This window comes from Pseudomonas sp. CC6-YY-74 (assembly GCF_002025205.1).
In the GTDB taxonomy this organism is placed as follows: domain Bacteria; phylum Pseudomonadota; class Gammaproteobacteria; order Pseudomonadales; family Pseudomonadaceae; genus Aquipseudomonas; species Aquipseudomonas paeninsulae.
This window is the reverse complement of sequence record NZ_CP019947.1, coordinates 3,115,556-3,128,950: the sequence shown is the minus strand read 5'-3', so window position 1 is coordinate 3,128,950 and position 13,395 is coordinate 3,115,556. Positions and strand designations below refer to the sequence as shown.

The window sequence follows — 13,395 nt, the reverse complement described above, 5'->3', positions numbered from 1 at the left end:
GGAGGGGCCGGGTGGCGCTCCGCTTTAGCTGCGATACGTTGGCGTCGCGGCTAAAGCCCCTCCCACAGGCCCTCTATACGTGCGTTTAATCCAAGTCGCCCATCACCCGCCCAGCAAAGCCGAACACCCGGCGGTCACCGGCGAGGTCCACCAGCTCCACGTCGCGACTCTGCCCTGGCTCGAAGCGCACCGCCGTGCCTGCGGGAATATTCAGACGCATACCCCGTGTTACAGGCCGATCAAACGTCAGCGCATCGTTGGTTTCGAAGAAGTGGTAGTGCGAGCCAATCTGGATTGGCCGGTCGCCGCTGTTGGCCACGCTCAACGTCAGGGTGCGGCGGCCGACGTTGAGTTCGATCTCACCGTCCTGGATCTGGTATTCGCCGGGAATCATTGGTTTATCACTCCAGGATCAATTGCATAAAGGTCAGGTCGAGCCAGCGGTCGAACTTGCGTCCGACCTGGGACATTTGCCCGCTGATGGTGAAGCCGAGGCGCTCATGCAGGCGGATCGATGCACTGTTTTGCGCCTCGATGGCCGCGACCATGACGTGCAGCCCAGCCGCTTTGGCCCGATCGATCAGCGCCTGCATCAGCAGGGGACCGAGGCCCTGGCCGCGTTGGTCGCTGCGCACATACAGCGAGTGTTCGACGGTGTGGCGAAAGCCCTCGATGCTGCGCCAGGTGCCGTAGCTGGCGTAACCCAGCACCTCGCCGGCAGCATCGTGGGCCACCAGCACCGGGAAGCCGGCGGCATTGCGTTCGGCCAGCCAGGTTTGCCGATTGTCCAGGTCCACCAGGGTTTCGTTCCAGATCGCCGTGGTGTGTTCGACCGCATCGTTGTAGATGGCCAGGATGGCGGGCAGGTCGGTGGCGGTGGCGTCTTCAATCGTCATGGGATGTTCCTGGAGTCCATTCGAGGTCGTGGTGAGCAGGGTCAGGCGATCGGCTGGTGGACGGTAACCAGCTTGGTGCCGTCGGGAAACGTGGCTTCGACCTGGATCTCCGGGATCATCTCCGGGATGCCTTCCATCACCTGATCGCGGGTCAGCAGGGTGGTGCCGACGTGCATCAACTCGGCCACGGTGCGGCCGTCGCGGGCGCCTTCCAGCAGGGCGGCGGAGATATAGGCCATGGCTTCCGGGTAGTTGAGTTTCACCCCACGGGCGAGGCGGCGTTCGGCTACCAGGCCGGCAGTGAAAATCAGCAGTTTATCTTTTTCGCGAGGCGTCAGGTCCATCAGTCAGGTGCTCCAAATTCGTGGGGGTACGGCGTCGCGCCCGAGCAATTCAGGGCGCAGCAGGCGCCACAGGTCGATCAGCCAGGCGCGGGCATGCAGCGCCTCATCGGCCAGGCAGCGGGCCACCAGCAGGCCGGGTAATTGGCTCAGGTCGCCGCGTACGCGGGTGGTCAGATTACGGCAGCGTTCGAGCAACTCGGCGTCGATTTCACCACTGATCAGCAGGGTGGCAAACACCGGTTTGCCGTTCAGGCCGATGGGCGAGTCGAGCAGGCCGTCGCTGCCTTCGATGCGCTGGCGTTCGTGCCAGAGCAGCAGGCCGTCGCGGCGGATATTCAGCTGCGCTTGGAAATGCCCGGTATCGAAGCGCTCGCCACTGGCCGGGCGGCCGAGGGCGACCATGTCCCAGTACAGCAGCTTGGCATCGCCGAGCAGTTCGATCTCGCCGTGCAACTCGGCCTGGGCGCCGGCGTAGACGATGGTTTCCTGGGGCAGCCATTCCAGGGTGGCGCCGGCTTCGACGCGCAACTTGAGGCGTTGATAGGCCGGGCCGGCGGCGCGGTACCACTTGGCGGCGCCGGGGCTGGTCAGTTGCGCCCAGGCGCCGCTGCCGACACTGGCGCTGATGTCCAGGCGATCGCCACCGGCGATGCCGCCGGGCGGGTGGACGATGATGTGCTGGCAGACTTGCGGACCTTCGGCGTACAGGTGCTTCTGCACCCGCAGCGGGCCTGTGTGGCGGCGCAGGGTCGGCCGCGTACAGTCGCCGTCGCGGCCATAGCCCAGCTCCAGCTCGGCGTGCCAACTGGGGGTGAACAGGGCGGTGGGGGCAGGTGCGTTCATGGTTTTTTTTCGTGCTGCTCTGGTTGATGGCTATCGCTGCGCGCAGCGGAGCGCCGCGCGAGCCAAGCTACGGGAAAACTCAAATCGTCACCAGCCCGCGCACGCCGTCGGCTTGCATGGCCTGACCACGGCCTTGCTGGACGATCTCACCGCGGCTCATGACCAGGTATTGGTCGGCCAGTTCGGCGGCAAAGTCATAGAACTGCTCGACCAGCAGAATCGCCATGTCGCCGCGTTCGGCGAGCGTCTTGATCACCACACCGATTTCCTTGATCACCGACGGCTGGATGCCTTCGGTGGGTTCGTCGAGGATCAGCAAGCGCGGCTTGCTCGCCAGGGCGCGGCCGATGGCCAGCTGTTGCTGCTGGCCGCCGGACAGGTCGCCGCCCCGGCGTTGTTTCATCTCTTGCAATACCGGGAACAGCTCGTAGATAGATGCCGGGACGACCTTGGCCTGGCTGCCGGGAAAACGCGACAGGCCGATCAACAGGTTTTCTTCCACCGTCAGGCGGCCGAAAATTTCCCGGCCCTGGGGCACGTAGGCGATGCCGGCATGTACACGCTGGTGCGGCTTGAACGTGGTAATCGGCTGGCCTTCCCAGTTCACCGCGCCTTGTTTGGCCGGCAACAGGCCCATCAGGCATTTCAGCAGGGTGGTCTTGCCCACGCCGTTTCGGCCGAGCAGGCAGGTGACTTCGCCGACCTGGGCCTCGAACGACAGGCCACGCAGGATATGGCTGCCGCCGTAGTATTGATGCAGTTGTTGGACTTGCAGCATGTCGATGTCCTTCAATTCGTTCGGTGGGAGGGGCTTTAGCCGCGACGCTTTTGATCTTTAAGAGCTCGCGGCTAAAGCCCCTCCTACAGGTATGCATTAGCGGCCCAGATAGACCTCGATCACCCGCTCATCGGCCTGGACCTTGTCCAGCGAGCCTTCGGCCAGCACGCTGCCCTGGTGCAGCACGGTGACGTGGTCGGCGATGCTGCCGACGAAGCCCATGTCGTGTTCGACCACCATCAGCGAGTGCTTGCGCGCCAGCGACTTGAACAGCTCGGCGGTGAACTCGGTCTCGGCGTCGGTCATGCCCGCCACCGGCTCGTCGAGCAGCAACAGTTGCGGGTCCTGCACCAAGAGCATGCCGATCTCGAGAAACTGCTTCTGGCCGTGCGACAACAAGCCGGCCGGGCGCAAGCGCGAGCTGTCGAGCTTGATCGTCTGCAGCACTTCATCGATTCGGTCCTTCTGTTCGCCGCTGAGTGTGGCGCGCAGGCTGGCCCATACCGTCTTGCTGGTCTTCTGCGCCAGTTCGAGGTTTTCGAACACGCTGAGGGCCTCGAATACCGTGGGCTTCTGGAACTTGCGGCCGATGCCGGCCTGGGCAATCTCGACTTCGCTCATCTGGGTCAGGTCGAGGGTTTCGCCGAAGTAGGCGACGCCGCTGTCCGGGCGGGTCTTGCCGGTGATCACGTCCATCATGGTGGTCTTGCCAGCGCCATTGGGGCCGATGATGCAACGCAATTCACCGACGCCGATATACAGGCACAGGTTACTCAGGGCCTTGAAGCCATCGAAGCTGACGTTGATATCTTCCAGGGTCAGGATGGTGCCGTGGCGAATATTCAGGCCCTGACCGGCGGCTGTGCTGGCGCCGATGGCATCGCGGCCGCTGCCGGCGGGATCAAAGGCGGGTTCGAGCATAAATTCGGCAATGGGCACGGCTTTCATTGTTCGCCTCTCTTGCGTAGCAGGCCGATCACGCCCTTGGGCAGGAACAGGGTGACGACGATAAACAGCAGGCCCAATGCGAACAGCCAGTACTCCGGGAAGGCCACGGTGAACCAGCTCTTCATGCCGTTGACCAGGCCGGCGCCGAGCAGCGGGCCGATCAGCGTGCCGCGCCCGCCGAGGGCGACCCAGACGGCGGCCTCGATGGAGTTGGTCGGCGACATTTCGCTGGGGTTGATGATGCCCACCTGCGGCACATAGAGCGCGCCGGCCAGGCCACAGAGCACCGCGCTGAGGACCCAGATGAACAGCTTGTAGCCGCGCGGGTCGTAGCCGCAGAACATCAGGCGGTTCTCGGCATCGCGTAGCGCCGTCAGCACCCGGCCGAACTTGCTGCGTGCCAGCCGCCAACCGAGGCACAGGCTGGCCACCAGCAGGGTCACGGTGGCGAGAAACAGCACGGCGCGGGTGTGGGTCGCGGTGATGTCGAAACCGAGGATGGTCTTGAAGTTGGTAAAGCCGTTGTTGCCGCCGAAACCGGTTTCGTTACGAAAGAACAGCAACATGCCGGCGAAGGTCAGTGCCTGGGTCATGATCGAGAAGTACACGCCCTTGATCCGCGAGCGGAAGGCGAAGAAGCCGAACACCAGGGCCAGCAAGCCGGGGCCAGGACCACCAGACACAGCGCCCAGAGGAAATTCGAGGTGCCGTACCAGTACCAGGGCAGCTCGGTCCAGGCGAGAAAGCTCATGAACGCCGGCAGGCCGGTACCTGCGGCTTCGCGCGACAGGTACATGCCCATGGCGTAGCCGCCCAGGGCGAAGAACAGGCCATGGCCGAGCGACAACAGGCCGGCGTAACCCCAGACCAGATCGAGCGCCAACGCGACTATGGCGTAGCAGAGGATCTTGCCGACCAGGGTCAGGCTGTAGGCCGACACGTGCAGGGCGTTATCCGCCGGCAGCAGGTGCAGCAGCGGCAGGGCTATCAGCCCGGCCAGCACCAGCAGGCCGATGGCGAGCGACAGTTGCGGGCCGAGCCTGGCACCGGCGCGGGCCAATAGCGTTTGGTTAATTGGCATAGTCATCAGTCGATCACCTGTCCTGTCGCGGCAAATGATGTTTGGCTTGGAGTGAGCTCGTCAGCCTGTAGGCGCGCGCCATGCGCGCGAACAATGGCGGCGACGCGGGCGCAGGCATGGCCAGCTCCTACGGGCTCAATGCAGTTAATCCGACTCAATCGATCACCCTTCCTTTCAGTGCGAACAGTCCCTGCGGGCGTTTCTGGATAAACAGAATGATCAGCCCGAGGATGAGGATTTTGCCCAGTACGGCGCCGATCTGCGGTTCGAGAATCTTGTTGGCGATGCCTAAGCCAAAGGCCGCCATCACGCTGCCGGCCAACTGGCCGACGCCGCCGAGTACCACCACCAGGAAGGAGTCGATGATGTAGCTCTGGCCCAGGTCCGGGCCGACGTTGCCGATCTGGCTCAGGGCCACGCCGCCGAGGCCGGCGATGCCGGAGCCGAGGCCGAAGGCGAGCATGTCCACCCGCCCGGTCGGTACGCCGCAGCAGGCTGCCATGTTGCGGTTCTGCGTCACGGCGCGAACGTTGAGGCCGAGGCGGGTCTTGTTCAGCAGCAGCCAGGTCAGCACCACCACACACAGGGCGAAGCCGATGATGACGATGCGGTTGTACGGCAGCACCAGGTTCGGCAGGACCTGGATGCCGCCGGACAGCCAGTAGGGATTGGCCACTTCGACGTTCTGCGCGCCGAACAGCACCCGTACCAGTTGGATCAGGATCAGGCTGATGCCCCAGGTCGCGAGCAGGGTTTCCAGCGGCCGGCCGTAGAGGTGGCGAATCACCGTGCGTTCCAGGGCCATGCCGATGGCGGCGGTGACGAAGAAGGCCACCGGCAGCGCCACCAATGGGTAAAGGGCAATGGCTTCGGGGGCGAAGCGCTGGAACAGCACCTGCACCATGTAGGTGGCGTAGGCACCGAGCATCAGCATCTCGCCGTGGGCCATGTTGATCACCCCGAGCAGGCCGAAGGTGATGGCCAGGCCGAGGGCCGCGAGCAGCAGGATCGAGCCGAGCGACAGGCCGCTGAAGGCCTGGCCGAGCAACTCGCCGATCAGCAGCTTGCGCTTGACCTGGGCCAGGCTGGTCTGCGCGGCGGTACGCACGCCGGCATCGTCCTCCACTGCAGGGTCGAGCAGGGTTTCCAGGCGGGTACGCGCCAGCGGATCACCGGTTTCACCAAGCAGGCGCACGGCAGCCAGGCGGATCGCCGGGTCGCGGTCGACCAGTTGCAGGTTGGCCAGGGCCAGCGTCAGGGCCGTGCGCACCTGGGCGTCGGTTTCGCTGGCGGCGCGGGCATTGAGGAGGGCGAGTTGCGCCGGTTTGGCGCGCTTCTGTAGTTCCCTCGCAGCGGCCAGGCGCAGCGCCGGATCTGCGGCGAGCAGTTGATGGCTGGCCATGGCGGTACCGATCAAGCCGCGCAGGCGGTTGTTCAGGCGCAGTTTGCGCGGCGCCTCAGTGGGCGCAACCTCAGCTTCGGCGGACTGATAAACGCCATTCACTTGGATAAACGCATTCTTGCTGCTGTCGGCGGCCAGGCGGCCTTGTTGCAGGGCTTCGAGCAGCGGCAGGCGCGTGGCGTCGGGGGCGGCTGACCAGCTTTCCAGCAGGCTTGCCTGCCTGGACGGGCTGGCCGCGACGAAGTCATTGGCGTCGCCGGCATGGCCGGTGAGCGGCAGCAACACGGTCATAAAGAGGAAAAAGCGGGACCAGGCAGTGGGCATATCAAGAAACCTTGGGAGTACAGCGCAAGCCCCCGCGCCGAGGCGGCAAAGGGGGCGCTCAGCGTAGCCCGGAGGCAATCCGGGGCTAGCTTTTGCCGAATTGCATCCGGACTACGACATCGCTTAGTTCGACTTCACCGCGTAATCCGGCTTCTTGGCGTTGCCTTCGATGTACGGGCTCCACGGCTGGGCGCGGATCGGGCTGCTGGTTTCCCAGACCACCGAGAACTGACCGTCCTCCTGGACTTCACCGATCATCACCGGCTTGTGCAGGTGGTGGTTGCTGGCGTCCATGGTCAGGGTGTAACCGCTCGGCGCGGCGAAGGTCTGGCCGGCGAGGGCGTCACGCACCTTGTCGACGTCGGTGCTGCCGGCTTTCTCGACCGCTTGTGCCCACATATGGATGCCGACGTAGGTGGCTTCCATCGGGTCGTTGGTCACGGCCTTGTCCGCGCCCGGCAGGTTTTTGGCCTTGGCATAGGCCTTCCACTTGTTGACGAACTCGCTGTTGGCCGGGTTTTCCACTGACTGGAAGTAGTTCCAGGCGGCCAGTTGGCCGACCAGCGGCTTGGTGTCGATGCCGCGCAGTTCTTCCTCGCCGACCGAGAAGGCCACCACCGGAATGTCGGTGGCTTCGATGCCCTGGTTGGCCAGCTCTTTGTAGAACGGTACGTTGGAGTCACCGTTGACGGTGGAGATCACCGCGGTCTTGCCGCCGGCGGAGAACTTCTTGATGTTGGCGACGATGGTCTGGTAATCGCTATGGCCGAACGGGGTGTATACCTCTTCGATATCCTTGTCGGCCACGCCTTTGCTGACCAGGAAGGCGCGCAGGATCTTGTTGGTGGTGCGCGGGTAGACGTAGTCGGTGCCGAGCAGGAAGTAGCGCTTGGCGCCGCCGCCGTCTTCGCTCATCAGGTACTCGACCGCGGGGATGGCCTGCTGATTTGGCGCCGCACCGGTATAGAACACGTTCGGCGAGAGTTCTTCGCCTTCGTACTGCACCGGGTAGAACAGCAGGCCGTTGAGCTCCTCGTACACCGGCAGCACGGATTTGCGCGACACCGAGGTCCAGCAGCCGAAGGTCACGTCAACCTTGTCCTGGCTCAGCAGTTGCCGCGCCCGTTCGGCGAACAGCGGCCAGTTGGAGGCCGGGTCGACCACCACCGGTTCGAGTTGCTTGCCGAGTACGCCGCCCTTGGCGTTGATCTCGTCGATGGTCATCAGCGCCATGTCTTTCAACGAGGTCTCGGAAATAGCCATGGTGCCGGACAACGAGTGGAGGATGCCGACCTTGATGGTCTCGGCCGCCTGCACGGTGAACGGGAACAAGCCGCTGAGCAGCAGGGCGCTGGCAGCTAGGGTGGATTTCAGCAGAGGACGACGCTTCATTGTTATGGCTCCATGCGCAGCGATTGGGGTGGGCCCAGGAGGGTCGCCAATCTAATGGCAGCTTCCGTGCCAATGCTCGCAAAGCCTTGTGCCATAAGGGGTCGAGCGGGGTTAATGATTTTTCAGGGGGCAAGGCTGCGCCAGTATGGTGCGCGCGCAGGACCTGGAGCGAACGCCCAGGCGGCCCTGCACCGATTCAGAGCGAGAGGAAGTTCTTCACCCCGGTGAAGATGATTTGCGCGGCCAGGGCGCAGACGAACAGGCCCATCAGCCGACTGACGATCTGCAGACCTTGATCGCCGAGCAGGCGTTCGAACTGGTTGGACAGGTACAGCACCACGCCGACCGTCAGGCTGGCCAGGGCGATGCCGACTACCGCCACCAACTTGTCGTCCCAATGCGGCTGGCTGGCGCCCATCAACAGCAGTGCGCCTATGGTGCCGGGACCAACGGTGAGCGGGATGGTCAGTGGCACTATGGTCACGTCCTGCTGCACGTTGTCGCTTTGCACCGCCGACTTGCCCTGCGCCATGCCCAGTGCCGAGATAAACAACACGCTGCCGGCGCCGATGCGGAAGGCGTCGATGGTGATGCCGAACAGGGTAAAGATGTGCCTGCCGAACAGGTACAGCAGCAGGCTGGAAATCAGTACGCCGAGCGCGACCTTCCAGGCCAGGCGCTTGCGCTCCTTGACCGTGTAGCCACGGCTCAGGGCGATAAAGCAGGACAACACGAAGAATGGGCTGTAGAGCACCAGCAACTTGAGATACAGACTGAACAACTCGGACGCCATGGGTTGGGCTCGTCTCTTGGGTAAAGGGGGCGTGGCCGGCACCATCGGCGCCGCCTGCATGATCCGGGATTGTCGTCCCGATCTCCAGTGCCTGCTGCGGCAATTGCGCGCACAGCAGGCAGCCGTTCGGCAGCCGAGGCGGAGCCGGGCAACGGCGTCGGCTATACCTGTTGGGTGAACCACTGTTGGCAACGGCTGCATGCCGGGAGCGGCGGATGGCACGTATCAGCTTCACCCCCAACCTGCAGCGTCACCTCGATGTGGCGCCGTGCGCGGTGATCGGCGACACAGTCGCTGGCGTGCTGGCCGAGGTATTCGCCGTCAACCCGCGGCTGCGCAGTTACCTGCTGGACGACCAGGGGCAGGTGCGTCGGCATGTGATGATTTTCGTCGATGCCGAGCGGATTGACGACCGCCGGCACCTGAGCGACAGGGTCGGCGTCGACAGCGAAGTCTATGTGGTGCAGGCGCTTTCTGGCGGCTAGCGGGAGATCGATATGGCGGATGTGCTTTATGTGGCTACGCGCAAGGGCCTGCTGACCTTCGCCTGCGCTGGCGGGGGCTGGCGCCTGGCGCGCACCGACTTTCTCGGCGAGCCGGTCAGCATGGTGCTGGTCGATCGCCGCGACGGTTATCTGTATGCGGCCCTGAACCTGGGGCATTTCGGCCCGAAACTATGGCGCTCGACGGATACCGGCCAGCACTGGCAGGAGATCGCCGCGCCGGCCTTCGCCGCCTGCGAGGAGGGCGAAGGGCCGTCAGTGACGATGATCTGGTCGCTGGAAGCTGGCGGCGCCGAGCGACCCGGCAGCCTGTGGGCCGGCACCCTGCCGGGCGCCTTGTTCCACTCGGCAGATCACGGCGACTCCTGGCAGTTGAACGAATCGCTGTGGCAGCGGCCGGAGCGGGCCAAGTGGTTCGGTGGCGGTTACGATCAGCCGGGTATCCACTCGATATGCGTCGACCCGCGCGACAGCGCGCGGCTGCGCGTCGCCGTGTCCTGTGGCGGGGTCTGGTGCAGTGACGACGACGGCGTCAACTGGGCCTGCCGCACCCAGGGCATGCGCGCCGCCTATATGCCGGCGGAACTGGCGCAGACCCCGGAGATCCAGGACCCGCACCGCATGCTGGCGTGCCCGACCGCGCCCGAGACCCTGTGGGTGCAGCACCATAACGGCATCTTCCTGTCCCGTGACGATGCCGCGCACTGGCAGGAGCTGCTCGACGTCGAGCCCTCGAGCTTCGGCTTCGCGTTGGCGGTGCACCCCCGCGAGCCGGAAACGGCCTGGTTCGTGCCGGCGGTGAAGGATGAATGCCGGGTGCCGGTGGGCCAGCGTCTGTTGGTGACCCGCACCCGCGATGGCGGGCGCAGTTTTACCCGCTTGAGTCGCGGCCTGCCGCAAACCGATTGCTTCGATCTGGTCTATCGCCATGCGCTGGAGGTGGACGAGCGCGGCCAGCGCCTGGCGATGGGTTCGACTACCGGTCATCTGTGGCTATCGGACGATCAAGGCGACAGCTGGCAGGCGTTGGCCGGTAACCTGCCGCCGATCCATGCCCTGCGCTTTGCCTGAACCACCGCAGTCAGGAGCCGCCGATGCAGGTGCCTGGTGACTCAGGGCCGGGCCTCGCGCTGTTGGCGGATCTCCCGCTGGGCGATCCAGTATTCGAGCAGTTCACGCAATTGCGAGAGTTCCACCGGCTTGGCCATGTGGCCATCCATGCCGGCCTCACGTGCCCGTTCCTTGTGTTCGTTGAGGATGTGCGCGGTCAGTGCCACCACCGGCGTGCGCGGGCGTTGCTCGGCGGTTTCCCAGGCGCGCAGTTGTTCGGTGGCGGAGAAGCCATCGAGTACCGGCATCTCGCAGTCCATCAGCACCAGGTCATAGTGCTGCGCCTTTATCGCGCTGAGGGCTTCTGCGCCGTTGCTGGCGGTGTCCGGTTGCAGGTTGAGCTTGCCGAGCATGCCGCGGATCACCTTGGTCGAGATGCTGTTGTCTTCGGCGACCAGGATGCGGAAATCGCTCGGCACATTCAGCGGGGTGCTGACCCGGGTCGGGGTGAACACCGGCGAGCTGCCACCGCCGCGCTGGGACAGTTCATCGGCCAGGGTGGTTTTCAGGGTGTAGCCGGCCACCGGCTTGGCGAGGATGCGTTTGATCCCGGCATTACGCGCGATGATCTTGCTCGGCGCATTGCTGATGCCGGTCAGCATGATCAGCAGGATGTCGTGGTTGAGGCTGGGGTCTTCCTTGATCTTCGCCGCCAACTGCATACCGGTCATCCCGGGCATGTCCTGGTCAAGCAGGACCACGTCGAAGTATTCGCGCATATGCGCCTTGGTGCGCAGCAGGGCCAGGGCTGCCTTGCCCGAGGGGACGGCACTGACCTGCAGGCCCCAGCCATTGCATTGCTGCACCAGGACTTTGCGGCAGGTGTCGTTGTCATCCACCACCAGCAGGCGCGCGCCTTGCAGCGGACCATCGAGGTCGGCCGTGGGCTGTTCGAGACGCTGGCTGTCCAGGGGCAGGGTCAGCCACAGGGTCGAGCCCTGAGCGCCGCCGCTCTGGATGCCAAACTCGCCGTGCATCAGGCGCACCAGTTGGCGGGCGATGATCAGGCCGAGGCGGCCGCCGAGCTTGGTCGCCGCGAGGAAGTCCTTGCTGTGCAGTTCGGTATTGAGCAGGGCGTCGCGCTCGCTGGCCTGCAGCGGGCGGCCACTGTCCTGCACGGCGATGCGCAAGCGCGGTTGCTCACCTGCGGTGTCGAGGGCTACGACCAGGAGAATTTCGCCTTCGTCGGTCTGCTTGAAGGCATTGTCGAGCAGGCTCAGCACCGTCTGGCGCAAACGCGTCGGGTCGCCGCTGATCACCCGTGGCACCTGCGGTTGCATGAAACTGATCAGTTCGACCTTCTGCTGCTCGGCCTTTGCGCGGAAGATGTCCAGGCAGTCCTCGATCAGCGCATTGAGGTCGAACTGCACGTCGTCCAGCTCGATCTGCCCGGATTCGAGCTTGGAAATGTCGAGGATCTCGTTGATCAGCGCCAGCAGTTCGTTGCCCGAACTGTGGATGGTCTGCACGTAATCACGCTGCTTGGCCGACAGCGGGGTGCCGAGCAGCAACTCGGTCATGCCCAATACGCCATTCATCGGTGTACGGATTTCGTGACTGATCTTGGCGAGGAAGTCGGCCTTGGCCTTGAGTTCGGCTGCACTGGCGGCCAGCGCGGTGCTTTCGCGGAACCTGGTGCGCTGGATCTGGCGTTGTCGTTCGGCGGGCGAGAGGCTGAGGAAGATGCCGCCGAGCATGGCGATGCCGAAGACGGTGATCACCAGCCAGCCGGGGTTGAGCTGGTCGAGGCCGAGCAGCACCGGGATGCAGGCGCTGAAACCGAGGGTGAATACCAGCATGCCGACGACGATGAAGCGCGCTGGCTGATAACCGCCGTACCAGAGGCGACTGGCCACCAGCAACGCGCTCAGGGCACTGAGCAGCACCAACAAGTAGATCAGCGTGCTGTACCAGAGCAGGCCGGTGCCGGCGATCACCAGCGCGACGGCGAGGATCAGCACGGCGTTGCCTTGCAACAGGTGCTTGAACCGACCCGGTTGGGCCGGGGTGTGCTGCATGAAAGCGAGGCAGAAGGCCTGCAGGCAGAAGGCGGCCAATAGCGCCGACACGTCGGCGACCAGCGATTGGTTGTAGCTCTGGCTGGGCACCCAGACGGCGAAGAGGCCGAGATTGGCCGCCGCACAGACCGCCAGGCTGATATGCAGGGCGCTCAGCCACAGACTGCTGGTGGCGCGGCTGTAGAAAAAACGGATGAGGTTGTACAGGGTGATCAGCAGCAGGCCGCCGAGCAGGGCACCAAACACATAGGCGGGTTTTTCCTGCGCCACCAGTCCGGCTTCGTCGATGACCTTGAACCAGGCCATCAGCGGGTGGTTCGAGGTCATGCGCACATAGGCTTCGCGCGGCTGGCCATCGTTCGGCAGCGCCATCAGGTAGGCGCGGGAGTCGAGCGGTCGCGAACTCATCGGCCTGGATTCGCCGGTCAGGATCTCGCGCTCGAGCGTGCCATCGTGCAACAGGTGGTAGTCGAGGTACTGCACGCGCGGGGCGAAGATCCACAGCCAGCTCGGCTGTTGGTTGCGCGGCAGCTCGACATGCAGCCAAACGGCCTGCTCGCTGAGGGGGAAGGTAAAGGCCTGTTTGCTCAGGGGCTGGAACTGCTGGCGGCGTGCTCGCACATCCTCCAGGGTCAGCGCGGCACTCGGGTCGAGCAGATATGACCAGTGCTCGGACTGACCGCCAGCTGCGCCGGGTACGTTCTCGGCCATGGCTGACGGCAACAGACAGGCCATAAGCAAACCGACGAGTAGTCCTGTGGCAATCCTGAGCCCGCGCACGCTGAATTCCCTTTGAATGATAAATGGCCAGATTATAAGCAAGCCGTTGTTTAGCGGAATATGGCCAGGAAGGCCAGTCCAGACGCGGTGAAAGCGACCACTGGCACTGCGACGCCAGCTGCAGCGTGGCGCCCTCACTGCCTGGTGTTGCCGCGTTTAGCGGTTGCGACACGACCCCCGGGG

The 13,395-nt window shown here is 64.4% G+C and carries 12 protein-coding genes and 1 pseudogene; 2 read left to right on the top strand and 11 right to left on the bottom strand.

Features of this window, described 5'->3' with window-relative positions; genetic code table 11:
* Positions 1-85: 85 nt before the first annotated feature.
* From B2D37_RS14270 to B2D37_RS14225, 10 genes and pseudogenes are all read right to left on the bottom strand, one after another.
* Entirely contained in the window at positions 86-394 is a 309-nt protein-coding gene (locus B2D37_RS14270) for an urease subunit beta (RefSeq protein ID WP_079203305.1), read from the bottom strand.
* A gap of 7 nt (positions 395-401) precedes the next feature.
* Positions 402-896, bottom strand: a complete 495-nt coding sequence (locus tag B2D37_RS14265; protein WP_079203304.1) for a GNAT family N-acetyltransferase — start codon at positions 894-896, stop codon at positions 402-404.
* 41 nt (positions 897-937) lie between these two features.
* Positions 938-1,240, bottom strand: coding sequence for an urease subunit gamma (gene ureA, locus B2D37_RS14260; protein ID WP_079203303.1), 303 nt, complete (start codon positions 1,238-1,240; stop codon positions 938-940).
* A 3-nt stretch (positions 1,241-1,243) separates the two neighbouring features.
* Positions 1,244-2,083 (bottom strand): urease accessory protein UreD, encoded by an 840-nt coding sequence (locus B2D37_RS14255; RefSeq protein ID WP_079203302.1) that lies wholly within the window; start codon positions 2,081-2,083, stop codon positions 1,244-1,246.
* 79 nt (positions 2,084-2,162) lie between these two features.
* Positions 2,163-2,861 carry an urea ABC transporter ATP-binding subunit UrtE gene (gene urtE / locus B2D37_RS14250; RefSeq protein WP_079203301.1) on the bottom strand — a complete coding sequence of 233 codons (699 nt, stop codon included), beginning with the start codon at positions 2,859-2,861 and terminating at the stop codon, positions 2,163-2,165.
* A 96-nt stretch (positions 2,862-2,957) separates the two neighbouring features.
* Positions 2,958-3,809: an urea ABC transporter ATP-binding protein UrtD gene (gene urtD / locus B2D37_RS14245; protein WP_079203300.1), complete on the bottom strand. Its 852-nt coding sequence runs from the start codon at positions 3,807-3,809 to the stop codon at positions 2,958-2,960.
* Positions 3,806-4,896, bottom strand: a pseudogene (gene urtC, locus B2D37_RS14240) (urea ABC transporter permease subunit UrtC). Before urtC ends, urtD begins: the two are co-directional and overlap by 4 nt.
* A 148-nt stretch (positions 4,897-5,044) precedes the next feature.
* Complete coding sequence (urtB, locus tag B2D37_RS14235; RefSeq protein ID WP_079203299.1) at positions 5,045-6,616, bottom strand: urea ABC transporter permease subunit UrtB; 1,572 nt, start codon at positions 6,614-6,616, stop codon at positions 5,045-5,047.
* A gap of 123 nt (positions 6,617-6,739) precedes the next feature.
* Positions 6,740-8,008, bottom strand: a complete 1,269-nt coding sequence (gene urtA / locus B2D37_RS14230) for an urea ABC transporter substrate-binding protein (RefSeq protein WP_079203298.1) — start codon at positions 8,006-8,008, stop codon at positions 6,740-6,742.
* A gap of 196 nt (positions 8,009-8,204) precedes the next feature.
* Positions 8,205-8,801 carry a MarC family protein gene (locus B2D37_RS14225; RefSeq protein ID WP_079203297.1) on the bottom strand — a complete coding sequence of 199 codons (597 nt, stop codon included), beginning with the start codon at positions 8,799-8,801 and terminating at the stop codon, positions 8,205-8,207.
* 215 nt (positions 8,802-9,016) lie between these two features.
* Between B2D37_RS14225 and B2D37_RS14220 the strand changes: the two genes are divergently transcribed.
* Together B2D37_RS14220 and B2D37_RS14215 are read left to right on the top strand one after the other, a co-directional pair.
* Positions 9,017-9,286: a thiamine biosynthesis protein ThiS gene (locus B2D37_RS14220; protein ID WP_079203296.1), complete on the top strand. Its 270-nt coding sequence runs from the start codon at positions 9,017-9,019 to the stop codon at positions 9,284-9,286.
* A gap of 12 nt (positions 9,287-9,298) precedes the next feature.
* Positions 9,299-10,375 (top strand): sialidase, encoded by a 1,077-nt coding sequence (locus B2D37_RS14215; protein WP_079203295.1) that lies wholly within the window; start codon positions 9,299-9,301, stop codon positions 10,373-10,375.
* Between the two features lie 41 nt (positions 10,376-10,416).
* Here B2D37_RS14215 and B2D37_RS14210 read toward each other — a convergent pair whose 3' ends face one another.
* Positions 10,417-13,167: a hybrid sensor histidine kinase/response regulator gene (locus tag B2D37_RS14210; protein ID WP_079203294.1), complete on the bottom strand. Its 2,751-nt coding sequence runs from the start codon at positions 13,165-13,167 to the stop codon at positions 10,417-10,419.
* Positions 13,168-13,395 lie beyond the last annotated feature (228 nt).

Bases quoted from the DNA above. Each gene is read 5' to 3' on its own strand.
- B2D37_RS14255 (WP_079203302.1), bottom strand. From the start codon at position 2,083: ATGAACGCACCTGCCCCCACCGCCCTGTTCACCCCCAGTTGGCACGCC.
- B2D37_RS14210 (WP_079203294.1), bottom strand. From the start codon at position 13,167: ATGGCCTGTCTGTTGCCGTCAGCCATGGCCGAGAACGTACCCGGCGCA.
- urtA (WP_079203298.1), bottom strand. From the start codon at position 8,008: ATGAAGCGTCGTCCTCTGCTGAAATCCACCCTAGCTGCCAGCGCCCTG.
- B2D37_RS14215 (WP_079203295.1), top strand. From the start codon at position 9,299: ATGGCGGATGTGCTTTATGTGGCTACGCGCAAGGGCCTGCTGACCTTC.
- ureA (WP_079203303.1), bottom strand. From the start codon at position 1,240: ATGGACCTGACGCCTCGCGAAAAAGATAAACTGCTGATTTTCACTGCC.
- B2D37_RS14270 (WP_079203305.1), bottom strand. From the start codon at position 394: ATGATTCCCGGCGAATACCAGATCCAGGACGGTGAGATCGAACTCAAC.
- urtE (WP_079203301.1), bottom strand. From the start codon at position 2,861: ATGCTGCAAGTCCAACAACTGCATCAATACTACGGCGGCAGCCATATC.
- urtD (WP_079203300.1), bottom strand. From the start codon at position 3,809: ATGAAAGCCGTGCCCATTGCCGAATTTATGCTCGAACCCGCCTTTGAT.
- urtB (WP_079203299.1), bottom strand. From the start codon at position 6,616: ATGCCCACTGCCTGGTCCCGCTTTTTCCTCTTTATGACCGTGTTGCTG.
- B2D37_RS14220 (WP_079203296.1), top strand. From the start codon at position 9,017: ATGGCACGTATCAGCTTCACCCCCAACCTGCAGCGTCACCTCGATGTG.
- B2D37_RS14225 (WP_079203297.1), bottom strand. From the start codon at position 8,801: ATGGCGTCCGAGTTGTTCAGTCTGTATCTCAAGTTGCTGGTGCTCTAC.
- B2D37_RS14265 (WP_079203304.1), bottom strand. From the start codon at position 896: ATGACGATTGAAGACGCCACCGCCACCGACCTGCCCGCCATCCTGGCC.